The 26,021-nt window shown below is 65.6% G+C and carries 20 protein-coding genes; 19 read left to right on the forward strand and 1 reads right to left on the reverse strand.

Going from position 1 to position 26,021, the window contains the following annotated elements; genetic code table 11:
* Position 1 precedes the first annotated feature (1 nt).
* The 19 genes from PRN20_RS19510 (at position 2) to PRN20_RS19600 (ending at position 25,325) form a co-directional block, all read left to right on the forward strand.
* A complete protein-coding gene (locus PRN20_RS19510) occupies positions 2–1,426 on the forward strand; it encodes a UDP-N-acetylmuramoyl-tripeptide--D-alanyl-D-alanine ligase (protein WP_273959308.1) in 1,425 nt (474 codons plus the stop codon).
* A gap of 25 nt (positions 1,427–1,451) precedes the next feature.
* Complete coding sequence (gene mraY, locus PRN20_RS19515; RefSeq protein ID WP_273959309.1) at positions 1,452–2,537, forward strand: phospho-N-acetylmuramoyl-pentapeptide-transferase; 1,086 nt, start codon at positions 1,452–1,454, stop codon at positions 2,535–2,537.
* Between the two features lie 152 nt (positions 2,538–2,689).
* Positions 2,690–3,853, forward strand: coding sequence for an FtsW/RodA/SpoVE family cell cycle protein (locus PRN20_RS19520; RefSeq protein WP_273959310.1), 1,164 nt, complete (start codon positions 2,690–2,692; stop codon positions 3,851–3,853).
* 14 nt (positions 3,854–3,867) lie between these two features.
* The gene (gene murG, locus PRN20_RS19525) at positions 3,868–4,953 is read left to right on the forward strand and encodes an undecaprenyldiphospho-muramoylpentapeptide beta-N-acetylglucosaminyltransferase (RefSeq protein WP_337956265.1); all 1,086 of its coding nucleotides are present in this window, start codon (positions 3,868–3,870) and stop codon (positions 4,951–4,953) included.
* Positions 4,950–6,374 (forward strand): UDP-N-acetylmuramate--L-alanine ligase, encoded by a 1,425-nt coding sequence (gene murC, locus PRN20_RS19530; protein WP_273959312.1) that lies wholly within the window; start codon positions 4,950–4,952, stop codon positions 6,372–6,374. Before murG ends, murC begins: the two co-directional genes overlap by 4 nt.
* Positions 6,371–7,363, forward strand: coding sequence for a UDP-N-acetylmuramate dehydrogenase (murB, locus tag PRN20_RS19535; RefSeq protein ID WP_273959313.1), 993 nt, complete (start codon positions 6,371–6,373; stop codon positions 7,361–7,363). Before murC ends, murB begins: the two co-directional genes overlap by 4 nt.
* Positions 7,364–7,584: 221 nt before the next feature.
* Positions 7,585–8,505, forward strand: coding sequence for a D-alanine--D-alanine ligase (locus PRN20_RS19540; RefSeq protein WP_273959314.1), 921 nt, complete (start codon positions 7,585–7,587; stop codon positions 8,503–8,505).
* The gene (locus tag PRN20_RS19545; protein ID WP_273959315.1) at positions 8,493–9,488 is read left to right on the forward strand and encodes a cell division protein FtsQ/DivIB; all 996 of its coding nucleotides are present in this window, start codon (positions 8,493–8,495) and stop codon (positions 9,486–9,488) included. The genes PRN20_RS19540 and PRN20_RS19545 overlap by 13 nt, the downstream gene beginning before the upstream one ends.
* A gap of 4 nt (positions 9,489–9,492) precedes the next feature.
* Positions 9,493–10,806 (forward strand): cell division protein FtsA, encoded by a 1,314-nt coding sequence (gene ftsA / locus PRN20_RS19550; protein ID WP_273959316.1) that lies wholly within the window; start codon positions 9,493–9,495, stop codon positions 10,804–10,806.
* A gap of 200 nt (positions 10,807–11,006) precedes the next feature.
* A complete protein-coding gene (gene ftsZ, locus PRN20_RS19555; RefSeq protein WP_273959317.1) occupies positions 11,007–12,656 on the forward strand; it encodes a cell division protein FtsZ in 1,650 nt (549 codons plus the stop codon).
* A 136-nt stretch (positions 12,657–12,792) separates the two neighbouring features.
* Positions 12,793–13,719, forward strand: a complete 927-nt coding sequence (gene lpxC / locus PRN20_RS19560; protein ID WP_273959318.1) for a UDP-3-O-acyl-N-acetylglucosamine deacetylase — start codon at positions 12,793–12,795, stop codon at positions 13,717–13,719.
* A gap of 80 nt (positions 13,720–13,799) precedes the next feature.
* Complete coding sequence (locus PRN20_RS19565) at positions 13,800–14,639, forward strand: outer membrane protein assembly factor BamD (protein ID WP_273959319.1); 840 nt, start codon at positions 13,800–13,802, stop codon at positions 14,637–14,639.
* 161 nt (positions 14,640–14,800) lie between these two features.
* Complete coding sequence (gene recN / locus PRN20_RS19570) at positions 14,801–16,471, forward strand: DNA repair protein RecN (RefSeq protein WP_273959320.1); 1,671 nt, start codon at positions 14,801–14,803, stop codon at positions 16,469–16,471.
* Positions 16,468–18,684 (forward strand): NAD-dependent DNA ligase LigA, encoded by a 2,217-nt coding sequence (gene ligA / locus PRN20_RS19575; RefSeq protein WP_273959321.1) that lies wholly within the window; start codon positions 16,468–16,470, stop codon positions 18,682–18,684. Before recN ends, ligA begins: the two co-directional genes overlap by 4 nt.
* Positions 18,685–18,708: 24 nt before the next feature.
* Positions 18,709–19,962 (forward strand): hypothetical protein, encoded by a 1,254-nt coding sequence (locus tag PRN20_RS19580; protein ID WP_273959322.1) that lies wholly within the window; start codon positions 18,709–18,711, stop codon positions 19,960–19,962.
* A gap of 335 nt (positions 19,963–20,297) precedes the next feature.
* Positions 20,298–20,594 carry a hypothetical protein gene (locus tag PRN20_RS19585; RefSeq protein WP_273959323.1) on the forward strand — a complete coding sequence of 99 codons (297 nt, stop codon included), beginning with the start codon at positions 20,298–20,300 and terminating at the stop codon, positions 20,592–20,594.
* Between the two features lie 248 nt (positions 20,595–20,842).
* Complete coding sequence (locus tag PRN20_RS19590) at positions 20,843–21,448, forward strand: NADPH-dependent FMN reductase (RefSeq protein WP_273959324.1); 606 nt, start codon at positions 20,843–20,845, stop codon at positions 21,446–21,448.
* Positions 21,449–21,662: 214 nt separating this feature from the next.
* Positions 21,663–23,579 carry a potassium transporter Kup gene (locus PRN20_RS19595; protein WP_273959325.1) on the forward strand — a complete coding sequence of 639 codons (1,917 nt, stop codon included), beginning with the start codon at positions 21,663–21,665 and terminating at the stop codon, positions 23,577–23,579.
* A 93-nt stretch (positions 23,580–23,672) separates the two neighbouring features.
* Positions 23,673–25,325: an SDR family oxidoreductase gene (locus PRN20_RS19600; RefSeq protein WP_273959326.1), complete on the forward strand. Its 1,653-nt coding sequence runs from the start codon at positions 23,673–23,675 to the stop codon at positions 25,323–25,325.
* Here the strand turns inward: PRN20_RS19600 and PRN20_RS19605 are convergent.
* Positions 25,322–25,984, reverse strand: a complete 663-nt coding sequence (locus tag PRN20_RS19605) for a TetR/AcrR family transcriptional regulator (protein ID WP_273959327.1) — start codon at positions 25,982–25,984, stop codon at positions 25,322–25,324. The two genes, PRN20_RS19600 and PRN20_RS19605, sit on opposite strands and share 4 nt — an antisense overlap.
* Between the last annotated feature and the right edge of the window lie 37 nt (positions 25,985–26,021).

Here is a 26,021-nt window from a genome sequence, read left to right on the forward strand (position 1 = left end):
CATGCGACCTCTCTGGACCGTCGCCGAGGTCGTCAAAGCCACCGGCGGCCACCCGGAGGGGCTGTCGGACGGCCCGATCTCCTCGATCTCCATCGACTCGCGCGAGATCGCGCATGAAGCGCTGTTCGTCGCCATCAAGGGCGAGGTGCATGACGGGCACGACTTTGTCGGCAAGGCGCTGGAGGCCGGTGCCTCGGCAGCGCTGGTGTCCGAGGATCACTTCAAGGCGCATGGCGGCAAGCAGGTCATCGTTGTCCCCGATACGCTGAAGGCTCTCGAGGCGCTGGGCATTGCGGCGCGCGCCCGCAACCGCGGCCAGATCATCGCCGTGACCGGCAGCGCCGGAAAGACCTCGACCAAGGAGGCTATCCGGACGGTGCTCGCCGCCTTCGGCGAGACGCACTATTCGATCAAGAGCTTCAACAATCACTGGGGCGTGCCCCTGATGCTGGCGCGCTTGCCGCGTGAGGCGCAGTTCGGCGTGTTCGAGGTCGGCATGAACCATGCAGGCGAGATCACGCCGCTGGTGAAAATGGTCCGTCCGCACATCGCGGTCATCACCACGGTGGCGGCGGCGCATCTCGAGTTCTTCAACTCGGTTGCCGAAATTGCCGAGGCAAAAGCCGAGATATTCCTCGGGCTGGAGCCGGGGGGGACGGCCGTGCTCAACGGCGACCATGAGTACCTGCACATCCTCTTCGCTCAAGCGCGTGCCGCGGGCGTGTCGAACGTGGTGATCTACGGGTACGACGAGAGCGCCGACTGGCATATAGACCAGGTCGGCAGTTCGGGTACTTCGACGACTGCCGACGTGTCGCATGAGGGCGAGACCTATCATCTGAACCTGCAGGTACCCGGGCGGCACATGGTGGCCAATGCCGTGGCGGCGTTGGTTGTGGCGCAGATCTCGGGCGAGGGCACCAAACCGGCTATTGCTGCGCTCGCCAAGTTCGGCGCGCCGGAGGGCCGGGGGCTGACGCTCAGGCTCGGGCCGGAGAAGAAGCCGCTGCTCCTCGTGGACGAAAGCTACAATGCCAACGTCGCCTCAATGACGGCGGCGATGGACCTCTATGCCGGCGTGACGCCGCCCGACGGCCGCAAGCTGCTGGTGCTGGGCGACATGCTGGAAATGGGGCCGCAGGGGCCGGTGCTGCATGCCGGACTGGCCGGCGCGGTGCTGAATACCGGTGCGGCCGAGGTCTTCCTCGTCGGCGAGGCCATGCGGTCGTTGGCGGATGAGCTGCGCCGCAAGGCCGAGAGTGATCGGGATGCCCCGGCCGTGACCCACATGACAACCGCCGAGGAGATCGCGGATACGGTTCTGTCGGCGCTTGCCTACGGCGACGCAGTTATGGTCAAAGGGTCCAAAGGCGTCCGCCTGTCACCTTTGGTGCAGAAGATCCGCGAGCGCTTCCAGAACGCCTAAGGGCGACGGGTGGGACACCGAGAGCATGCTGTATTTCCTCGGGCAGTTGGGCGATAGCCTCGCCGCCTTCAACGTGTTCCGCTACATCACCTTCCGCACTGCGGGCGCGGTGATGACGTCCCTGTTCTTCGTCTTCCTCTTCGGCCCCAGCATGATCGCGGGCCTGCGAATCCGTCAGGGCAAGGGGCAGCCGATCCGCGAGGATGGTCCGCAGGGGCACCTGCTGACCAAGAAGGGCACGCCGACCATGGGCGGGCTCATGATCCTCGCCGGTGCGGTGATCTCGATCCTGCTGTGGTCCAACCTGAGCAACGTCTACGTCTGGGCCGTGCTGTTCGTGACGATTTCGTTCGGCGCCATCGGCTTTTACGACGATTACCTCAAGGTCACGAAGATGTCCCACAAGGGCTTCTCCGGGAAGCAGAGGTTGATCATCGAGGGCATTGTCGCGCTGATCGCGGCCTTTGTGATGGCATCGGTGACCGATCCGACCATCGCCACGCAGTTGATGTTCCCGTTCATCAAGGGTTCCGGCCTGCCGCTCTGGTACTTCTTCTATTTCTTCGCCGCCTTCATCATCGTGGGCGCCGGCAACTCGGTGMACTTCACCGACGGACTGGATGGGCTGGCCATCGTGCCGGTGATGGTCGCAGCGGCATGCTTCGGCCTCATCGCCTACCTCGTCGGCTCATCGAACTTCTCCGAGTACCTGCTGCTCAACTACGTGCCGGGCACGGCAGAGCTCTCTGTGGTCTGTGGTGCGCTGATCGGCGCCGGACTCGGGTTCCTGTGGTTCAACGCCCCGCCGGCCCAGATCTTCATGGGCGACACCGGTTCGCTTGCCCTGGGTGGCGCACTGGGTGCCATCGCGGTCGCTACCAAGCACGAGATCGTGCTGGCGATCGTGGGCGGCTTGTTCGTGCTGGAGACGGTTTCGGTGATCGTGCAGGTGGTCTCGTTCAAGCTCACCGGCAAGCGCGTGTTCAAGATGGCGCCGATCCATCACCATTTCGAGATGCTGGGCTGGACCGAGAGCCAGGTGGTGATCCGGTTCTGGATCATCARCTTCGTGCTGGCGCTGATCGGGCTGAGCTCGCTGAAGCTGCGCTGAGGCGGCGCGACCGCGCTGGCGCCGGATGGCAGCCAGTGGGGAGGATTCGCAAAACGCGAGCGGCGTTGCGAACTTGGTAACCAAACCGTCCGTACAATTTGCCTCTAGTTGTGCGTACGGGAGGCCGTCCGGGTGCGGGCGGCGTCAAGCAGATGTTTTCACGCGAGCGCAAGACCCCCATCGCCGAGTGGTGGTGGACGATCGACAAGTCCCTGCTTGCGGCGCTGATCCTCCTGTTGCTGGTCGGCGTGCTGCTGAGCTTTGCGGCGAGCCCCCCGGTCGCCGAGCGTCTCGGGCTCGGGCCGTGGCACTTCATCATCCGCCAGGCGATCTTTGCGGCGCTGGCGCTGCCGGTGATGATCGCGACGTCGTTCCTGCCGCGCAGGCCGGCCCGGCTCCTGGCTCTCGCCGTCCTCGTCGGTTCCACCATCCTGCTCTGGTTGACCCTGGTCCTTGGCGTCGAGGTGAAGGGCGCCACGCGCTGGGTCTCGATTGCCGGCAACACGGTACAGCCGTCCGAGTTCGTGAAGCCCGCCTATGCCGTGATCGGCGCCTGGCTGTTCGCCGAGAGCATGAAGCGGCCGGGCGTGCCGGCCCGCAGTATCGCGTTCCTGCTGATGCTGGTGATCGTCGCAGGCCTCTTGCTCCAGCCTGATATCGGGCAGACGGCGCTGGTACTCGCTACCTGGGGTGCGCTGCTATTCCTGTCGGGCATCTCGTGGGTCGTGATCTTCGGCCTCGGCGCCACCGCGGTGGGGTTGCTGTTCGCGGCCTATGCGTTCTTCCCGCACTTCGCCAAGCGCATCGATACCTTCCTTAACCCGGAGGGCGGCGGCAACACCTACCAGGTCGACAAGGCGCTGGGCTCGCTGCTCGAAGGCGGCTGGTTCGGGCGGGGGCCGGGTGAGTCCATGGCCAACAAGATCATTCCCGACGCGCATGCCGACTATGTGTTCTCGGCGGCGGCGGGGGAGTTCGGCATCCTGTTCTGCCTGTGCCTCGTGGCGCTGATCGGCTTCATCGTGATCAAGGCGCTGATCGGGGCCCAGCAGCAGCAGAGTCTGTTCGCGCGACTTGCGGCCTCGACCCTGGCCATCCAGTTCGGGCTGCAATGCTCGATCAACCTGGCGGTGAACCTCAGCCTCATGCCCCCCAAGGGCATGACGCTACCATTCGTCTCCTATGGCGGCACCTCGATGCTCGCCATCGCCTTCGGCATGGGCCTGATGCTGGCGCTAACGCGCAAGAAGCCGGAGGAGCGGCTCGCGAGCGGGCTTCCCGTCTATCGCAGTGGGGTGCTATCCCCGGCCGAATGAGCAGATTCGTCCTAATGGCGGGCGGTACGGGAGGCCATCTCTTCCCGGCAATGGCGCTAGCGCAGGAGCTGCGGCGACGCGGCCACGACGTCCAGCTGATGACCGACCACAGGGTCGAGAGCTACGGCGGCGACTTTCCCGCCAGCGCGACCCATGTCGTGCCATCGGCGACCCCCTCCGTGCGCAACCCTGTGCGCTTCGTCGGCGCGGGGCTGAAGATCGTCTGGGGTATCGGCACAGCCTTCGGCAAGCTTGGCAGCATCAAGCCGGACGCCGTCGTCGGCTTTGGCGGCTATCCCGTGTTCCCGCCATTCGTCGCAGCCAGCCTGCGCGGCATTCCCGGACTGCTGCACGAGCAGAACGCGGTGATGGGGCGCGCCAACCGGGCGCTTGCCAGCATGGCCAGGGCAATCGGTCTGACCTTCCCGCGCACTGCCAAGGCCGAGGCTTTTGCAGCAAAGAGCGAGGTCGTGGGCAACCCGATCCGCGACCGGGTTCGCGCGGTGGCTCGTATCCCTTACCCGGCGCTGGAGCCCGGCGGCGTCGTACGGCTGCTCGTCTTCGGCGGTAGCCAGGGCGCGCGAGCCTTCGCGGACCTGGTGCCGCCAGCCGTCGCGACGCTGCCGGTTGAGCTCCGCTCGCGGCTGCTCATCACACAGCAGTGCCGGCCCGAGGATCTCGACCGGGTGGCGGAGAGCTATCGGCAGGCGAAGGTCAACGTGGAGCTGGCGCCATTCTTCAACGACCTGCCGGAGCGCATGGCCGCCTCGCATCTCGTCATCTGCCGTTCGGGCGCATCGACCGTCGCCGAGTTGACCGCAATTGGCCGGCCGGCCATCCTCGTGCCGCTGCCGGGCGCCATCGACGCCGACCAGAAGAACAATGCTCTGGTGATCGAGGCCGCCGGTGGTGGCTGGATCGCGGAGCAGGCCACGCTTACGCCCCAATCGCTTGGCACTCGCTTGGCCTCACTTCTCGGTGATCCGGACGCACTGGAAAGCGCGGCCGCGGCGGCAAAATCGCTGGGTCAGCCCGACGCGGTCATCAAACTCGCTGACTTGGCAGAGCGCCTTGCGGCCAGGGGGAACAGACAAGAATGAAGATGCCCCGCAACATCGGACCGGTGCATTTCGTCGGCATCGGCGGCATCGGCATGAGTGGCATTGCCGAAATCCTCCACAACCAGGGCTACAAGGTCCGCGGCTCGGACAGCTCCGAAAGCCCCAATGTCCAGCGCCTGCGCAAGATGGGCATCGAGGTGGAGGTCGGCCAGAAGGCCGAGAACCTCAAGGATGCGGCGGTCGTCGTCATCTCCTCGGCCATCAAGAAGGGCAACCCCGAACTCGACGCAGCACGCGCGCGCGGCCTGCCAGTAGTCCGGCGCGCCGAGATGCTGGCCGAGATCATGCGGTTCAAGAACGCCATCGCCATTGGCGGCACGCACGGCAAGACGACCACGACCACGCTGGTTGCGACGCTGCTCGATGCGGCGAACTACGACCCGACCGTCATCAACGGCGGCATCATCAATGCCTATGGCACCAATGCCCGTCTCGGCGACGGCGAGTGGATGGTGGTTGAGGCCGACGAGTCCGACGGCACCTTCGTCAAGCTGCCGGCTGATGTCGCCATCGTCACCAATGTCGACCCCGAGCACCTCGACTATTACGGCGACTTCGAGAAGGTGAAGCAGGCCTTCATCAACTTCGTCGAGAACGTGCCGTTCTACGGCTTCGCCGTGATGTGTCTCGATCACCCCGAGGTGCAGGCGCTGGTCGGCCAGATCCGCGATCGCCGTGTCATCACCTATGGCCGCAACCCCCAGGCCGACGTGCGGCTGGTCGATGTCGAGAACCGCGACGGGGTGCAGCATTTCTCAGTCGAGATTCGCGATCGCATCCGCATGACGCACCTGAGGATCGACGGGCTCGAACTCCCCATGCCGGGAGAGCACAACGCGCTCAACGCAACGGCAGCCATTGCCGTCGCAGACCAGCTGAAGGTCCCGGCGGAGGCCATCCGCAAGGGGCTCAAGACCTTCTCGGGCGTTAAGCGACGCTTCACCCGCACCGGCAGCGTCGCAGGCATCACTGTCATCGACGACTACGGGCACCATCCGGTGGAGATTTCCGCCGTGCTGAAGGCGGCGCGGCAATCGACGCGACGCGACGTGATCGCCGTCGTCCAGCCGCACCGCTACTCGCGCGTCCACGACCTCTTCAACGAGTTCGCCACCTGCTTCAACGATGCCGATACCGTCATCGTGGCGCCGATCTACGCCGCCGGCGAAGCGCCGATCGACGGCGTGACGCATGAGGAACTGGTTGCCCGTATCCGGGCCCGCGGGCATCGCGACGCACGAGTGCTCGACCGGCCGGAAGACCTGGCGGCGATGGTCGCCGTGCGGGCAGAGCAGGGCGACTATGTCGTTTGCCTCGGTGCCGGCAACATCACGCAATGGGCCGCGGCGCTGCCCGGTGAGCTCGGGAAGCTTCTGGGCCAGGAGGTCGAAGCGGCATGAACATGCATGTTCCCCAGTGGCCGGACCTGATCCCGACGCTGCAGCCGTGGATCTCGGAGGTACGCGGGCAGCTCGTCCCCAACCAGCCGCTTGCCGAGATGACGACCCTGCGGGTCGGTGGGCCGGCGCAGCTGTTCTTCCGTCCGGTGGACGAGGACGACCTGGCGTTCTTTCTCAAGAACCTGCCAGAGCATATCCGCGTCACGGTCATCGGGCTCGGTTCCAATCTCCTCATCCGCGACGGCGGCCTCGACGGCGTGGTCATCCGGCTGCCGGCCAAAGGCTTTGGCGCTATCGATATCCTCGATGGCCACCGGGTGCGTGCGGGGGCCGCCGTGCCTGACGTGAAGGTCGCGACGGCCACGGCCGAAGCGGGCATCGACGGGCTGTGGTTCTACCGGGGCATTCCCGGCGGCATCGGCGGTGCGCTCTACATGAATGCCGGCTGCTACGGCACGGACACGCGCAACCGCATGGTTGAACTGCGCGCCGTGACGCGGCAGGGCGAGATCGTCACCCTCACCAATGACGACATGAGCTACCTCTACCGGAAGTCCAACGGGCCGCGCGGCGCGGTGTTCGTGTCCGGCGTCTATCAGGGTTTCCCTGGCGATCCCGAGAAGATCCTGACCGAGATGCGCACCGTGACCGAGCGGCGCGAGAGTTCGCAGCCGACCCGGGCCAAGACGGCGGGATCGACCTTCAAGAACCCCGAAGGCCACTCGAGCTGGAAGTTGATCGACGAGGCCGGCGGCCGCGGCTTCACCTTCGGCCGCGCCCAGATGAGCGAGATGCACTCGAACTTCCTCATCAATACGGGTGAGGCGGACGCGTTCGAGGTCGAAACCGTAGGCGAGACGATCCGCCAGAAAGTGCGCGACAAGCACGGCGTCCAGCTGAAATGGGAAGTCCGCCGGATGGGCCATTTCGTGCCCGGCCGCGAGGTGCGTGAATTCATGGACGGCGAGCCGTTCACCGGAGCCGTCTGATTGGGCGCACAGCAACCTATCGGTGGTCGCCTTCTCCCCTTGTGGGAGAAGGTGCCCGAAGGGCGGATGAGGGGTATCTCTCCTCCGCACGAGACGTTCCTCGCTTCGCTCAGACCGCGCAACCCACGGTTGCGGACCCCTCATCCGGCCGTTGGCCACCTTCTCCCACAAGGGGAGAAGGCGATCGCAGCGCGCTCACGGCGTGCGGATAGGATCAAACAATGACCAAGCATGTTGCCGTCCTCATGGGCGGGGTCGCCAATGAGCGTCCCGTCTCGCTAAAGTCGGGCGGCGAGTGCGCTCGCGCGCTGCGAAATGCCGGCTACACGGTGACCGAAGTCGATGTCGGCTACGACATCGCCGAGCGCCTGCGCGAGCTGAAGCCGGACGTCGCGTTCAACGCGCTGCACGGCCCCTTCGGCGAGGATGGCACGATCCAGGGCGTGCTCGAGTTCCTGCGTGTTCCCTATACGCATTCGGGCGTTCTCGCCTCGGCGCTGGCGATGAACAAGCACCAGGCCAAGATCATGTTCAAGGCGGTCGGTATTCCGGTCACCGATCACACGATCGCCAACCGGGCCGAGGTCGCCCGGTCGCACGTCATGCAGCCACCCTATGTGGTCAAACCGATCTCGGACGGATCGAGCTTCGGTGTGTTCATCGTCAAGGCTGACCATTCCCATCCGCCGCAGGAGCTGCTGCGCGAGGACTGGAATTCGGGCGAAGAGGTGATGGTCGAGCGCTATATCCCCGGCCGCGAGCTCACCTGCGCGGTGATGGGGGACGTCGCGCTTGGCGTGACCGAGATCGTCACCGACCTCAGCTTCTACAATTATGAGGCAAAGTACGCTCTCGGCGGCTCCCGCCATGTCATTCCGGCAGAAATTCAACCGAAAATTTACGACAAAGTGCAGAAGATGGCGCTCAAGGCGCATGCTGCGCTTGGGTGCCGGGGCGTATCGCGGACGGATTTCCGCTTCAACGACCAAGCAGGGCCAGACGGTGAACTCGTCTGCCTTGAGATCAACACCCAGCCGGGCATGACCGAAACGTCACTTGTTCCCGAGCAGGCCCGCCATGCAGGTCACAGCTTCGAGGAGCTGGTCACCTGGATGGTGGAGGATGCGAGTTGCAACAGGTAGGGGCCCAGAGTTTCGCCAACGCCCAGCCTGTCGATCCTCGCCAGTTCCCAGTCGTCATTCCCCGCTCCAGCCGTGCGCTGGTCAAGGCCAACCACGTCTGGGTGCTGCACCGGCAACTGATCGTCCGGATCGCCGGCGCGGTGCTGGCGCTGCTGGTCATCGTAGGGGCGTTCCAGGCGCGTGACGCAATCGCTTCGGCGGGGCTGACGGTCTATCGCTTCGTTCAGGGCGAGTTCGCCGAGGTCGGATTCGGCATCGATGCGATCGAAATTACCGGCCAGACGCTGACCTCCGACAGGGACATCATCACGCTGCTGACGGTCGGGACCGGCAACTCGACGCTCACCTTCGACGCGCAGAAGGCGCAGGCGCGACTCGAGTGGCTGAGGGCCGTCGAGTCGGCAACCGTTCGCAAGGTCTATCCCAACAAGGTCATCGTCTCAGTCGTCGAGAAGGTGCCGGTCGTGCGCTGGCGCATCGGCGACACCACCTGGCTGATCGACGAGAGCGGCAAGAAGATCGGCACCGATATCGCGTCCTACACCGATCTGCCGCTGGTGATCGGGGAGGGTGCTGCCGACGATGCCGTCGCCATGGTGAGGCTGTTCGCCCGCCACGAGATGCTCGGCGACAACCTGGCAGCGCTGAGCCGTATCGGCGATCGTCGCTGGGACCTCATCTATCGCAACGGCCTGCGCGTCCAGGTGCCCGAAAGCGGTGTGGCGCAGGCACTCGACCGCCTCGAAATGTACCAGCAGGACTATGCGCTGCTCGACCGCGACGTCACGGTGATCGACCTGCGGGTGCCCGGCCTGGTTACGCTCAAGCCCGGCGAGATCGCTGCGGCGCAGATCGCCGAGGCGAGCGGGAAGAAATCGGCCAAGAAGCCGGCATTCGCGGCCATCGATGCGCCGCCCGCTACCGGCGCGCCAGCCGCCGGCGCTGCCCCCATTCCAGTCGTGCCTGTAACACGGACCCAGTAAGACCATGATGACCGATGCCATGACCGCGCGGCTCAAGCCTGTGCAGCCGGGGCGCACCTCTTTGGTGACCGTGCTCGATATCGGCTCGACCAAGATCTGCTGCGTTATTGCCCGGCTCGTGCCCCGTCCGGAGGGCAAGTCGCTGAGGGGCCGGACGCACGCCGCGGAGATCATCGGCTTCGGCTATGGCCCGTCCGCGGGTATCAAGTCGGGCGTGATCACCGACCTCGACAAGGCCGAGCAGGCCGTTCGCACGGTGGTGGGCATCGCCGAGCGCGCCGCTGGCCTTACGGTGGAATCGGTGATCGTCAATGTCACCGCCGGGCGGCTCGGTTCGGAGACCTTCTCCGCCGGAGTGAACCTTGGCGGTCAGGAGGTCGAGCGGGCTGACATCCAGCGCGTGCTGCGCGCCGTCAACGAGCGCTCCGTGCGCCCGGAACGCTCGATCATCCATGCGCTGCCGATCGGCTATGCGCTCGATGGCCAGAAGGGGATCAAGGATCCCAAGAACATGGTCGGCGAGAAGCTGTCGATCGACGTGGCGGTGGTGTCGGCCGAGACGCTGGCCATGCGCAACATCGAGTTGGTGCTGCACCGCTGCCACCTGCAGATCGAAGCGCTGATGGCCACACCCTATGCGTCCGGCCTCGCGACGCTGGTCGACGATGAGTCCTCGCTCGGGGTTGCCTGTATCGACTTCGGTGGCGCGACCACAACCGTATCGGTCTTCGCCGAGGGGCATCTGGTCTATGCCGATGCCATCGCCATCGGCGGTCACCACCTGACCCTCGACATCGCGCGCTCGCTTTCCATCGGCATTGCCGAGGCCGAGCGGCTCAAGACCATGTACGGCTCGGTTCTTCCCGGCCAGGCCGATGAGCGCGACATGATTCCGATCACCCCGGTCGGGGCGACTCGGGACGAGGCTCCGAGCCAGATTCCGCGCTCCCACATCACCCGCATCATCCGCCCGCGTGTCGAGGAAGTGCTCACTGCCATCCGCGACCGCATGCAGGCCACGGGGATGATGGACGTGTGCGGGCGCCGGTTCGTGCTGACCGGCGGCGCCAGCGAACTGACCGGCTTGCCCGAGGTGGCTCGTCGCATCCTTGCCCGCAACGTCCGCAACGGTCGCCCGATGGGCATTTCGGGGCTGCCCGAGCTTGCCAAGGGCCCGGCCTTTGCGACTGTCTCCGGCATGCTGATCTATCCGCAGGTCTGTGCGGGCGAATACGTCGAGCCGCATCGCTCGGTCCGCCTTACGGGTACGGATGGCTACTTTGCCCGCGTCGGCAACTGGCTCCGGACGAGCTTTTAGACCCCACTTCGACGGGGTGGCGGAGGAGGGCGCCGGCACCACCACAATGTGACCCGAACCGCTATGCTTAACGCAACGTAACCAAGCGCTTAGGCCGCCTTGCAAATTGCCATCACGTTAACGCTTTCGAGGGCATTGTTAGGGTCTGGTTAACGAATTGGCGACTAATACTGGTCCCACACGCCACTTATGGGGCCAACATGACCATCAACCTCACCATCCCGGACATTCAAGAACTGAAGCCGCGCATCACCGTATTCGGTGTGGGCGGGGCGGGCGGCAACGCGGTCAACAACATGATCGCATCTGGGTTGTCGGGGGTGGATTTTGTCTGCGCCAACACCGACGCACAGGCCCTTGCACTCTCGAGCGCCCAGCGCATCATCCAGCTGGGTGTCTCTGTCACCGAAGGCTTGGGCGCCGGCTCCCATCCCGAGGTGGGCAGGGCGGCCGCCGAAGAGAGCTATGACGAGATCAACGATCACCTGAGCGGCGCGCACATGGTGTTCATCACCGCCGGCATGGGCGGTGGCACCGGCACCGGCGCAGCCCCCGTGGTGGCGCGCGCGGCGCGTGAGCAGGGTATCCTCACCGTTGGCGTGGTGACCAAGCCGTTCCAGTTCGAGGGCAATCGTCGCGCCCGCCTCGCCGAGGATGGCATCGACGAGCTTCATCGGCATGTCGATACTCTGATCGTCATCCCGAACCAGAACCTCTTCCGTGTCGCCAACGAGAAGACCACCTTCGCGGACGCCTTCAAGATGGCGGACCAGGTGCTCTATTCCGGCGTCGCATGCATCACCGACCTGATGGTCAAGGAAGGCCTGATCAACCTCGACTTCGCCGACGTGCGCGCCGTGATGCGCGGCATGGGCAAGGCGATGATGGGTACGGGCGAAGCCTCGGGTGAGGATCGTGCGCGGCATGCAGCCGAAGCGGCGATCGCCAATCCGCTGCTCGACGATGTGTCGATGCAGGGCGCGCGTGGCCTCCTGATCTCGATCACCGGCGGTCCGGATCTCACGCTGTACGAAGTCGACGAGGCGGCGAGCCGCATCCGCGAGGAAGTCGACTCGGATGCCAACATCATCCTCGGCGCGACCTTCGATCCGGACATGACCGGCACGATCCGCGTCTCGGTCGTCGCCACCGGCACAGACGCCACGATGGTGCAGGCGCTCGAGCCGATGAAGGCCAACCCGGCCCGCGTGCCGCTGCAGGCCGCCGTGATGCGCCAGGCGATGCCTGAGCGCCAGCAGCCCGTGACGATGGAGCAGCCCGAGCCCGAGTTTGACACCCAGGTTCAACAGGCAGTCGCCGAGGCGATCACGTATACCGAGCCAGCCTATGGCGGGTACCAGGAAGACGACGGAATCACCGTCGAGCCGTACATCCCGGCTGCGACTCACACGCAGCTCGAAGATGCTCCGCGGCTCATCGAAGCGCCGATTCCGAGCGCTTACGTACCGTCGAGTGCCGAGCGCCCGGACGGTCAGCGCCGCATGCCGCGCACCGAGGAGTTTCCTGCTGTTGCAAGGCAGTCACTTGCTGCGCAAGAAAAGCAGGAAGTAGAGCCTCGCAACGCTCGCGCTCTGTTCAAGCGGCTCGCGTCGAATGTGGGGATTAGCCTTAAGTCGAACGAGCCTGCCCGGCAGGAGCCGAACGTCCGTTCGAGCGACGATGATGCCGCTGCACGCAGCGCCATCGAAGCTGGAGGCGCCCGGAATGCACGGGTTTCCGGCGGTGCCGAGGGCGCCCGCGGCAATCTCGACCAACACGGTCGGGCAGCGCCGCAGCAGGCTCCCAAGGAGCATATCGAGATACCTGCTTTCCTCCGCAAGCACGGCTAAATGCCGCCACAGGAGCCTGTTTTCACAGCCCCGGCGCGGCTTCCGCGCCGGGATTTTATTGTCTATGACTGCACCGGGTTGATACGGGGCTGGAGTCCTTTAGAGCATGCATAAACTTTCGACGCGGCAGCGGACTTTGGCCGATGCGCTCGAATTCAGCGGTTTCGGTGTCCACTCCGGCGCCCCTGTCACCCTCACCCTGGAACCGGCAGCTCCGGACAGCGGGTACACCATTACGCGGGTGCTGGAAGACGGTCGCCGCGTCGGCCCGGTGCCGGTGCATTTCTCGCGCGTTACCCGCACGACCCTGTGCACGACGATCGACCTTGGCGACAGCGTCTCGGTTGCGACGGTCGAGCATGTGATTTCCGCGCTCTCCGGCATGGGCGTCGACAATTGCCACCTTCTGCTCGACGGCACGGAGTGCCCGATCATCGATGGCAGCGCATGGCCTTTCGTCGAAGGCATCCAGGCCGTCGGCCTGATGGTTCAGCCGGCGCCGCGCCGCTACATCAAGATCATGCGGCAAGTCACTGTCCGCAATAACGAAGCTTCGGCTGCGCTCGAGCCCTATAATGGGCGGTTGCTCGACCTGGAGATCGACTTCGACAGCCGTGTCATCGGCCGGCAGCGGATGATCTTCGACTGGACGCCGCGCAAGTATTACGACGATGTGTCCCGGGCGCGTACCTTCGGCTTCGTGCGCGATGCCAAGATCCTGCGCCAGGCTGGCTATGCGCTAGGCTCCTCGATGGAGAATTCGATCACGGTTCACGAAGATCGGATCCTCAATCCGGGCGGCCTGCGTTACGAGGACGAGTTCGTCCGTCACAAGCTTCTGGATGCCATAGGCGATCTCGCGCTGTGCGGTCTGCCGATCTATGGGCGGTTCCGTTCCTACAAGGGCGGACATGCGCTCAATGCGCTCGTTCTGAACGGTCTGTTTGCCAGCGAGGCAAACTACGAGATCGTGACTGCGGACCAGTTGCCCGCTCAGTTCGATGCACTCGACGACGTCCCCGAGGGACTCAGCGTAAGGTCCTACCTGCGGTCCGTCGGCTAAGGCCGCGCCACAGTTTTGATCTTTTTTGTCATTAGTCCGCCTGCCAAATTTCGGTGGTGCGTCAAGGGATGGGGCAGGTCGTGACGATCTCTCAGCATGCAGGTGTTTCGGTTCGTGTTGCGCGCTTTGTGGCGCTAGCCGGTGTTGTTTTGCTGCTTGCCGGCTGCAACCTCTTCGGCCAGCCCAAGATCAAGGAAGAACCGATCATCCCGCCCGACACCCTGTATCAGCAGGCGCTCGGCGAGATGGACAAGCAGCGCTATGTCACCGCCATCGCCACGCTCGAGAAGCTCGAGCGCCAGCATCCCTTCTCCGAATTCAACGAGAAGGCGAAGATGATGGAGATCTACGCCAACTACCGCATTGGCCGGTTCCCTGAGGCGATTCTCGCCGCCGACCGGTACCTGGCGCTCTTCCCGTCCTCCAAGGAAGTGCCTTACGTCCTGTATCTGAAGGGTAATTCCTACTTCGGCCAGATCAAGGACATCACCCGCGACCAGCAGATCTCGAAGGATGCGATCGAGACCTACAGCCTGATCGTCGCCAACTATCCCAAGAGCGAGTACGCCAAGGACGCGCGCGAGAAGATGGTGATTGCCGTCGACCAGATCGCGGGCAAGGAGATGTCGGTCGGCCGCTACTACCTCGGCAATGGCAACTATCCGGCGGCCATCAACCGCTTCCGCATGGTGGCCGAGCAGTTCCAGACTTCGACGCACATCGAAGAATCGCTCTATCGCCTCGTCGAAGCGAATCTGCAGCTTGGCCTCGTCTCCGAGGCGCAGACTGCGGCGGCGGTGCTGGGGCATAACTATCCGCAGTCGACCTGGTACAAGCAGGCCTTCGACCTGCTCGCCAAGCAGGGGATTTCCCCGCAGGTGAACCCGGGTAGCAGCCTCGCGCAGCTCAAGCGCACCTGACCGGCGACGGGCGCGGGCCCGTCGGACTCGATCGGACCTTCGCTGTTTATTCCACCACAAGCAGGCAACAAATCCGTTGCCTGTTTGTTCTTGTGTGGTAGATTTCCGGCTGCGAGATTGTTCGGCCCTCCGGGCCGTCGACCACCGAGGGGCCAACCCGAATGCTCAACGCGCTTTCGGTCCGCAACATCGTTCTTATCGACCAGCTCGACCTCGCCCTAGACGAGGGGCTCACTGCGCTCACCGGTGAAACCGGCGCCGGCAAGTCGATCCTGCTCGACGCACTGACGCTGGCCCTCGGTGGCCGCGGCGATGCCTCGCTGGTGCGGGCAGGGGCCGAGAGCGGGCAGGTGGTTGCGGTACTGCAGCTGCCGCGCAACCACCCGGCGCGCGAGGCGCTGCGCGAGAACGCCATAGCCGACGACGAGGACGTCATCTTGCGGCGCGTGCAGTTCTCGGACGGGCGTACCCGGGCCTTCATCAACGACCAGCCGGTTTCCGCCGGGCTCCTGCAGGCGGTGGGACGGCTGATCGTCGAGATTCACGGCCAGCACGATGATCGGGCGCTTGTCGACGTTGCGACTCACCGCGCGGCGCTCGATGCCTTTGGCGGGCATGAGACGCTGGTCAGCGCCACCTGGGCCACGCACGAAGCGCTGGTCGAGGCCGAGGCGGCCGTTGCCGGGCAGCGCGCCGTGATCGCGGAGGCGCAGGCGCGCGAGGAGTATGCGCGCCATGTGGTCGAGGAACTGGGCGAGCTGCATCTCGAAGCGGGCGAGGAGGAGGTGCTGGCGGAGCGGCGCCAGCGGCTGATGACGCTGGAAAAGGCCGCGGAGGAAGTCCGCGATGCCGATGAGATTCTCAACGGTCCGATGGCTCCCGGTCCCGTGCTGGCGGGGTTGATGCGGCGGCTCATGCGCAAGGCCGATGCCGGCGCAGCGGTATTCCAACCCATCGTCGAGGCACTCGATACGGCGCTGGTTTCGCTCGATGCGACCTCCGATGCGCTCGAAGGCCTCAAGCGCGACATGGCGTTCGACCCGGCCGATCTCGAGAAGGTCGAGGAGCGGCTCTTTGCGCTGCGCGCTGCGGCCCGCAAACATCAGACCACGGTCGACGGTCTCGGCGACGTGCTCGCCAAGCACCGGAACGACCTCGACATGCTGCAGAGCGGGGAAGAATCGCTGAAGGGGCTCGAAGCCGCCGCCACCTCGGCGCGTGGCGCCTATCATGCTGCCGCTTCTGCCCTGACCAAGGCGCGCGAGACGGCGGCGGAGGCTCTTGCCAAGGCAGTCGGAGAGGAACTGCCCGATCTCAAGCTCGGCTCGGCGAAATTCATCGTCGACCGGCAGGTGGACGAGAAGCGCGTCGCGGGCTCCGGCTATGACCAGATCGCCTTCCACGTGCAGACCAACCCGGGCACCCCGGCAGGGCCGATTCTCAAGGTCGCATCGGGTGGCGAACTGAGCCGCTTCATGCTGGCGCTCAAGGTCGTTCTTGCCGATCGCGGCTCGGCGCCCGTGCTGATCTTCGACGAAATCGACACCGGCGTGGGCGGGGCCGTAGCCGATGCCATCGGGCGTCGCCTCGATCGCCTTGCCGACAAGGTGCAGGTGCTCACCGTCACCCATGCCCCGCAGGTTGCCGCGCGGGCACAGAGTCATTTGCTGATCGAGAAGCAGGCGATAGAGGAGGGGGCATTCGTGCGCACCCATGTCCGTCGTCTCGACGGCAAGGCGCGCCAGGAAGAGGTTGCGCGCATGCTCGCCGGCGCCACGGTGACCGATGAAGCGCGTGCCGCAGCCGGCAAGCTGATTTCGGAGGTATCGTGAGCGGCGAGGCGCGTGAGATCGAGAGTTATTCGGAGCCCGAAGCCAAGGCCGAGCTCGACCGACTGCACGAGGTGCTGACCAAGGCGGACCTGCTGTACCACCAGCAGGACGCGCCGGAGATGACCGACGCGGACTACGATGCGCTGAAGCTGCGCTACCAGATGCTGGAGACGGCGTTCCCGGAGCTGCGCGGGCCGGACAGCCTCAGCGGCAAGGTGGGCGCGCCACCGGCCGAGGGCTTCGCCAAGGTGCGGCACGCGGTGCCCATGCTGAGCCTCGCCAAGGCCTATACCGACGAGGACGTCCAGGATTTTGCCGACCGTGCGCGCCGCTTCTTCGAGCGCGACAAGGACCTGAAGCTCGTCTTTACGGCCGAACCCAAGATCGACGGGCTCTCGGCCTCGCTGCGCTACGAGAATGGCGTGCTGGTCAAGGGCGCGACCCGTGGCGACGGCGCAGTGGGCGAGGACATCACCGAGAACCTCAAGACCATCGCCGACATTCCGCACAAACTGGCGGGCTCCGGCTGGCCCGAGGTCATCGAAATCCGTGGCGAGGTCTACATGACCTATGCCGAGTTCGAGGCGCTCAAGGAGCGCTCGGCCGCTGTCGGCGGGCAGGCGTATGTGAACCCGCGCAATACGGCGGCGGGCTCGCTGCGGCAGAAGGATCCGTCGGTCACGGCCAGCCGCAACCTCAAGTTCTTTGCCTATGCCTGGGGCTACACGACGGCCGATCCGGCGCCGGCGCAGTTCGATGCGGTGCAGAAGTTCGGCGCGTGGGGCTTCAAGGTGAACCCGCTGATGATCCGGGCGAGCTCGATCGAGGAACTGATCGCGCACTATCATGTCATCGAGGAGCAGCGGTCGTCGCTCGGCTATGACATCGACGGCGTCGTCTACAAGATCGACGACCTCGAACTGCAGCGCCGCTGGGGCTTTTCGAGCGGTGAGCCGCGCTGGGCCGTTGCCCACAAGTTCCCGGCCGAGCAGGCATTCACCACGGTGCGCGCCATCGACATCCAGGTCGGCAGGACCGGCACACTGGCGCCGGTGGCGCGTCTTGCGCCCGTCGGCGTGGGCGGTGTCGTCGTCGAGAACGTGACGCTCCACAACGAGGACTACATCGCCGGCATCGACAGCAACGGGTTGCCGATCCGCGGGGATGAGCCGATCGACATCCGGGTCGGCGATACGGTGGTGATCCAGCGCGCCGGCGACGTGATCCCGCAGATCGTCCGCGTCGTGCTCGAGAAGCGCCCGGCCGACGCCGTGCCCTTCGAGTTCCCGCATGTCTGCCCGGTCTGCGGCTCGCCCGCGACCCGCGAGCTCAACGAGAAGACCGGCAAGGAAGATTCGCGCCGCCGCTGCACGGGCGAACTGATCTGCCCGGCCCAGGCGGTCGAGCAGCTGAAGCACTTCGTGTCCCGCGGTGCGATGGACATCGAGGGCCTCGGCGCCGAGAACATCGACGTGCTGTTCAACTCCGGCCTCGTGAAGACGGCGGCCGATATCTTCACCCTGCGCGACCGGCGCGACCAGGTGCAGGCGGCGTTCGCCGCGCGGCGCGAGGAACAGAGCCGGCTACGTGACGAGGCGGCGGGCAAGGTGCGCAAGGCTTCGCGCTCGGTCGAGGAGCGCAGCTTCCAGGGGCTGGACAAGCTCTTTGCCGCCATCGACGCGCGGCGCGAGCCGGAGCTCGACCGCTTCATTTTCGCACTGGGCATCCGGCACATCGGCGAAACGACGGGAGCGGTGCTCGCCAAGACCTTTACGAGCATGGACAACCTGCGGGCCAAGGGCATCGAGGCGGCGAGCGTCGGCGGTGCCCTGCACGAGGTCTTTCCGTCGGTGAACGGCATCGGCGACACGGTCTGGGAGGCGCTGCGCGACTTCTTCGATAACCAGCGCAACGTCGAAGTGCTGGACCGGCTGCTGGAGCAGGTAAAGCCGCGGGACTATGTCGTCACGGTCTCGGCCGACAGCGAGGTGGCCGGCAAGACGGTGGTCTTCACCGGTTCGCTCGAGAAGCTGACACGCGGCGAGGCCAAGGCCATGGCGGAGCGGCTGGGGGCCAAGGTGGCGGGGTCGGTCAGCAAGAATACCGACATCGTGGTTGCAGGGCCGGGGGCCGGGTCAAAGCTCAAGGACGCCCAGGCGCTGGGCATACTTGTGCTCGATGAAGATCAGTGGCTTGAATTGGCTGCCAAATAGCCGGGGGGCGACTTTGGAGACGTCATGCTCAGGTCCATCGCTGCGGCAGGTCTTGCCGCGCTAGCATTGCCCGCAATCGCCGGTGAGGCCGGCGATCTCGCGCGGCAGCACCTCTATGCCGGCTCGCTGTCGGAGGGTCTTGCGGCTCTCAAGCCGTTCGACGAGCGATATGAAATGGAGGGCCGGTTCGGCATCGGCCTGATCCGCTTCGTCCAGGGCGTCGAGCATCTCGCGCAGGGGCTTTACCGACATGGCTTTGCCGCCCCTGACACGGGCCCGATGGGGCCGGCGGTCATCGTGCCGGTGCCACCAAATCCCAACCCGGAACCGCTGGACTACGCCAAATTCCGCGGGCTCCTTGCCGCGCTGGTCAATGATATGGACGCCGCCAAGGAAGCGCTGCTCGACGCGGGTGAGCTCGGCGACTATGTCGTGCCGGTCGATGTCATGCGCATCCGGATCGATGTCGACGGCGACGGCCGCAGCAACGAGGCGGAAACGATCGGCGGCGTGCTGGCCTCGATGTTCGGCGCGCCGGTGCCGCCGGCCGGCCAGCCGAGCGAGAATGCGCCACAGGATGCGGTTCCCGATGTCACGATCGGGTTTGATCGCGCGGACGCCATCTGGCTTGCCGGCTACAGCCAGGTCGTCGCCGCGCAGGCCGACTTCCTCTTGGCTCACGATTTCCACGAACTCGTCGATGTCGCATTCCACCGGCTGTTCCCGCGCGCCGGCCTGCCCATGCAGGACTACATCAGGTCGGAAGCGACCGTGTTGCTCGATCCCAATTCCGACAACGCCATTGCCGACCTGATCGCGGCAGTTCACACGTTGAACTTCCCCGTGGTCGAGCCTGCGCGCCTCAAGCGCGTGCTGTCGCGGCTCGAAGCCGTGACGGCGTTGTCGCGCCGGAACTGGGAGGCGATCCTCGCCGAGACGGACGACAATCGCGAGCTCGTGCCGAGCCCGCGCCAGACGCCGCTGGTGCCCGATGCGCAGGTCACGGACGAGACGGTCGAGGCCTGGCTGGCCACACTCGACACGGCCGACCAGATCCTGCGTGGAGAGTTGCTCGTGCCGCACTGGCGCTTCCAGAAGGGCTTCGACCTCAAGGCCTATTTCGAGAACTCCACGCGCTTCGACCTCGTGCTGCTGATCTCGGGCTATGACGCGCTGCCGTTCCTCAAGGACGGTCCGGTCGCCAACGCCGAGTCCTTCGCGGCGGCCAACCGGGTGTTCGGGGATGCCATCTGGGGTTACGCCTTCTGGTTCAACTGAGCCCGGTGGGCGATCGAGCTATCGGGCTGCAACTGCGGTGAGATCGCGCCGCGGGTTGGCGCGGTGAGGTGGAGTTCTGCCTTCGCCTTGGGCGACAGGCGTCCTGCGGCCTGCTGGCTCGATGCCGCTGGAAATCGCACGACCTGCTGCTCGGGTCGCGCATCGCCACTCATTCCCGAAGGGGTTAACGGTCACCCTGCGGTGCAGGGGAAAAAGCCGCTCAAGTGCTGCCGATGACGCTTAGTCCGCTTCAACAGTGGATGCCGCATGCTCAGGACTTCCAGACAGGGAGTGGGTTGCATATGGGATTAGTGGCTTTGGCGTATGAGCAGGTCATGAGCGATCCGATCAATGAGGCCCTGGTGCTGTACACCGGGTTCGGCAGTTCGCCCTTTCCGCGCGCCAAGACTCCGCATCTCATCCAGCGGTTCGGCGAGGCGGAGGGTTCCGCGCTCAAGGGGCGCATCCTCGACCTGCTCGAGGAACTGCAGCAGCCGATCGACGGACTCGAGAAGCGCTCCAAGAAGAGCCTGACCGAGCGTGCCATCGAGCAGCTCCAGCCGCGGCATCCCGAGCTTGATGATTCCGGGCTGAAGGCCCTGGCGTGGACCTACGCCTTCGGTTTGCGCTGATCGGCTGTTCGCTGATCGCGAACGATCCATTTCCCCAAACAGACGATAGTGACGGACAGCCCCGCGGGCGGGTCGCGATTGCGCCCGAAACCGCCGGGCTGCCTTTGCTTACCCGCAGGTAACCGCAGGGACATGGGTGTAACTGGGTGTCGCGGCTGTGCGCCCGATCCATAACGGTGCCTGCTTGCGGCTGGGTGGGCAGGGCACTTATTTGGCTCTAGTCACATTTTGTTACTGGAGTGCAGCAGATGACCAAACCCAAGATTGCAGTGATCGTCGGTTCGATCCGTCCCACCCGTTTCGGCGACAAGCCGGCCAAGTGGATCGCCGACCATGCCGCCGCCCGCGGCGATATCGATGTCGAGATCGTCGATCTCGCGGACTATCCGCTTCCGCTGTTCGACGCGGCCGCGTCCGACGCCTGGATGCCGACCCCGAACGAGACGGCTGCCAAGTGGCAGGCCAAGCTCAACGAGTTCGACGGCTACATCTTCGTTACCGCCGAGTATAACCGCTCGGTTCCCGGCGCGCTGAAGAACGCCATCGACTGGGCCTACACGCCCTTCATCAAGAAGGCCGCCGCGTTCGTGGCCTATGGTTCGGTCGGCGGTGCCCGCGCCGTCGAGCACCTGCGCAACATCATGGTCGAGGTGCAGGCTGTCCCGGTTCGCCAGGGCATCCACATCGGTGGCTCCGACTTCATGCCGATCATGATGGGCCAGCAGAGCTGGGACGATGCCAAGGGCAAGTTCGACATGTTCGTGCCCGACCTGCTCGACAACCTGGTGTGGTGGACCAATGCCACCAAGGCAGCGCGCACTGCTGATGCCGCCGCTGCGACCAAGGCAGCGTAAGCAGCCCACCGGTAGTTTGCCGGGGTTCTTCCTCCTTTCGCACCCTGGCTGGGGCGGCGCATCCCATGGCGCCGCCCCTTTGCTTGCGCAACTCTCCCAATCGGCCTTACTGTCCACGGCCAAAAGCGAAACTTCGGCGGAATTTGTCCGTTGAGTGTGCCGATGGGCGGGTGTAGAGACCCGCCCACCCGCCAACTGGGTGAGCGAAGGGCATATGACGCAGACGACTCCGTCCGGCCTGTCAGCCGGCGCTGGGGCGACCGATCAGGCCGGCCACGCGACGAACGCCAATCTGCCCGTCCTCCTCATCGGCGCGCTTGGTGTCGTGTATGGCGACATCGGTACCAGTCCGCTGTACGCCTTCCGCGAGGCCCTGCATGCGACGGGCGGCAATCCGTCCGAGCGTGAGGTGCTGGGCCTGCTCTCGCTCATCATCTGGGCGCTGACCATCGTCGTCACCATCAAGTACGTGACGTTCGTGCTGCGCGCCGACAACAAGGGCGAGGGCGGCACGCTGTCGCTGATGACGCTGGCGTCGAATGCCTTCGCCAAGCGTCCGGCGTGGATCCTCGGTCTCGGCATCGTGGGCGGCGCGCTGTTCCTCGGCGACGCGATCATCACGCCGGCAATATCGGTGCTGTCGGCGGTCGAAGGCCTCGAGGTCGTCGAGCCGCGGCTGACGCCGTGGGTGGTGCCGATCACGGTGGTGATCCTGGTCGGACTGTTCATGGTGCAGCGGCTGGGTACGGCGCGCGTGTCCACGGTGTTCGGGCCGGTGATGGCGGCGTGGTTCATCATCCTGGGGCTCACGGGGCTGCTGCATATCGCCGATGCGCCGCAGGTGCTGCTGGCGCTCAATCCGCTGTACGGCATCCAGTTCCTGTTCACGCATTCCCATATCTCGGTCGTCGTGCTGGGCGCGGTGTTCCTGGCCGTGACCGGCGCCGAGGCGCTTTACGTGGACCTCGGCCATTTCGGGCGCCGGCCGATCATCGTGGCGTGGCTCTGCCTCGTGTTTCCGGCGCTGCTGCTCAACTATTTCGGGCAGGGCGCGTTCGTGCTCAGCCATCCCAAGACGGTGACGAACCCGTTCTTCCAGATGCAGCCGGACTGGGCGCTGCTGCCGATGGTCGGGCTGGCGACGGTCGCCACGGTGATCGCGAGCCAGGCGGTGATTTCGGGCGCCTATTCGCTCGTGCGGCAGGCCATGCACCTCAACCTCCTGCCTCGCCTCGAGGTTCGGCACACGTCCGAGGAGGTTGCGGGGCAGATCTTCATGCCGCAGGTCAACTTCCTGCTGCTCATCTGCGTCGTCGTGCTGGTCATCGGGTTCCGTTCGTCGAGCGCACTCTCGGCCGCCTACGGCATCGCGGTGACCGGCGAGATGCTGGTCACGGCGGTGCTGCTGTTCATCGTGATGTGGCGGCTGTGGAAGTGGAACCTCGTGGCGGCGCTGGCGATCATCGTGCCGCTGTTCATCATCGACCTCGCCTTCTTCCTCGCCAACGCGGCCAAGTTCCCGCAGGGCGGCTGGGTGCCGGCGGTCGTGGCTACGGTCGTTGCGTCGATGATGTTCATCTGGATCGTCGGCCGCCGCCGGCTGACGGAGAAGACCCGCCGCGACGAAGTCCCGCTCGAGTTCCTGGTCGAGAACCTGTCGAAGAAGAAGCCTACGACCGTGCCGGGGACGGCGGTGTTCCTCACGTCCGACATCGAGGGTGCACCGACGGCGCTGCTTCACAGCCTCAAGCACTACAAGGTGCTGCACGAGCACAACGTGATCCTGACGGTGATGACGTCGGACAGGCCACGCGTCGCCGACGAGGACAAGATCAGGATCGATGCCTACAATGACCTGTTCTACCGGGTGGTCGTCACGTTCGGGTACATCGAGACGCCGAACATCCCGAAGGCCCTCGCGCTGGCGCGCAAGCTGGGCTGGAAGTTCGACATCATGAGCACCTCGTTCTTCCTGTCGCGGCGGTCGCTCAAGCCTTCGCCGAAGGGTGGGATGCCGCTCTGGTTCGATCGCATCTTCATCGCCCTGGCACGCAATGCGACCGACGCCACCGAGTACTTCCACATCCCGACCGGGCGCGTGGTTGAAATCGGCACGCAGGTGGTGATCTAGTGCATCCTCGGGTAGACCGGGGACGCGAGAACTGCCGAAGCCATTCGACATAGCGACCGCGGGAACCCGCGAGCCGGCTCGCGAGACCGCCAGATGAGTCGTCCGCACGTCCTGATCGTCGGGGCGGCCGGCGTGTTCGGTTCCCGCCTGGCCCGGCTGCTGGCGCGGCGGCAGGCATACCGGGTTAGCCTTGCCGGGCGGAACGAACAGCGCGTCCTGCCGCTGCAGCGCGAACTGAGGCAGATCGACGGGCAGGGCGAGTTCTCGTTCGTCCATCTCGATCGCAACCAGGTCGGCGTCGAGCGGCTGAGGGAGATCGACTGCGACGTCGTGGTCGATTGCTCGGGGCCGTTCCAGACGAGCGGGACGCAGCTGATCGAAGCGGCTATCGGGGCCCGCTGCCACTACATCGACATCGCCGACTCGCGGAAGTTCGTGGCGAGCATCAACCGCTTCGACAGCGCTGCCCGTGCCGTCGGCGTTGCCGTGATTTCGGGCGCGAGCTCGACGCCGGGGCTCACCCACGCGGTGCTCGACAGCATCACTTCGGCCTGGCTGAGCATCGACAGCATCGACGTCGCCATCGTGCCGGGAAACAGGACGCCCAAGGGGCGCTCGGTGGTCGAAGCCATTCTCAGCTGGGTCGGGCAGCGCGTGCGCGTGTTCCGCGAGGCCGGATGGGAGCATGGGCGGGGCTGGGGTTCGGCGCGCTGGGTGCACATCGATGGGCTGAAGCGCCGTCGCGCCATGCTGGCCGACGTGCCCGATCTCGACCTGATCGCCGCGCGCTACTCGCCGCGTGTCCGTGCAGGGTTCGATGCGGGCATGGAGCTGCCGATCCTCAACCGGCTCATCGGGCTGGCGGCGCTGCCGGTCAAATGGGAGCTCATGCCTTCTGCCCGGTCCTTCACCGGACTGGGCACGATGATCGCCAACCTGCTCGACGGGTTCGGGACGACCGATGGCGGCATGCTGGTCGAAGTGGCGGGGCAGGATACGCGCGGTGACGCCCGCGTCGTGCGCTGGTGGCTGAAGGCGACGAACGGCGACGGACCCTATGTTCCGGTGCTGGCGGCTGCGGCGCTGGTGGAGGCGTTGACCCACGGGCGCGCCGCACGCGTGGGCGCGAGACCGGCTGCGGGCATGGTCAGCCTCGAGCAGATCCGGCCCTGGCTCGATGGCCTGGCGATCGAGACCAAGCAGATGGCCTTTCGCGGCGAGAAGCCGCTGTTCCGGCGCGCGATGGGCGAGGCGTTCGATCGGCTGCCGGAGGTAACGCAGCGCCTGCATCGGGGGCGCCCGGCGATCGTGGCGCAGGGAGAGGCGGTGGTGGCGCCGGCAGAAGGGGGCCCGGCGAGTCTGATGGCCGGATGGCTGGGGCTGCCGCGTGAGGCGGGCAGGGTGCCCGTTCGGGTCGTGATCGAAAGCCGCGATGGCAGCGAGCGCTGGACGCGGTTCTTCGCCGACAGGGCGATGCGATCGGTGATGAGCCTCGCGGACGGCGGACTGGTCGAGGAGCGGTTCGGGCCCGTGGCGATCCGGCTGCGGCTCATTGCGCGCAAGGACGGGCTCGACATGCATGCGATATCGGGTCGTGTCTGGGGCGTGCCGCTGCCCAAGTTCCTGTTACCCCGGATCAAGGGGGAGGAGCGGGTGGATGAGGGCGGACGCCATCGGTTCGAGGTCGAGATCGACGCGCCGATCTTCGGACGCCTTGTCGCCTACCGCGGCTACCTGATGGTCTAGAGGCCGATGGCTGCGTCGCGCTTGCCATAGGCGCGGAGGAACGTCCGCACGCCGTTGCGGGCCGCGCTCTGCAACTGCTCCTCGCTGGCGCGTTCGCCGGGGCCGTTGGGCAGGTCGGCGCCGATCAGCGCCATGAACTGGCGTGCGGCCAGATCGGGGTCGTCGATCTCGATGTCGCCCGCGCGGGCGAGGCGGGCGAAGCGCGCGGAGATGGCCGGCCAGTTCTTGCCGGGACCGTAATCCTTCCAGGCCTCGAACAGCTCGGGGTAACGCGTCCCCTCGTTCTCGATCAGCTTGCGCAGGGCCCGCGCGTTGGCGTCGCAGAGGCAGTTGCGGGTGAGCCGGATGGCGAATTCCACGAGATCCCGGGCGAGATCGCCGCAGTGCTCGGGGAAGGTGGCGAGCGTTTCGACCAGCATCGCGCTGCTCTGCTCGTTGATGCCGCGGACCACCTCGGCGAACAGTTTCTCCTTGTCGCCGATCTGGTTGTAGATCGTCTGCCGCGAAACGCCTGCCTCCTCGGCGATGGCGTCGATGCTTGCTCCCATATAGCCGTCCCGCACGAACACGGCCGTCGCCGCGGCGATGATGGCGCAGCGCTTGTTGTAGTTGCCCTTGGGCGGGACGCGGTCGCGGGCGAGATCGAGAAATGTCTCCATGGGCACCAACATAAATGGGGTTGACGAATTGGACAAG

This window comes from Devosia sp. ZB163, from assembly GCF_028613635.1.
Classification (GTDB): Bacteria; Pseudomonadota; Alphaproteobacteria; order Rhizobiales; family Devosiaceae; genus Devosia_A.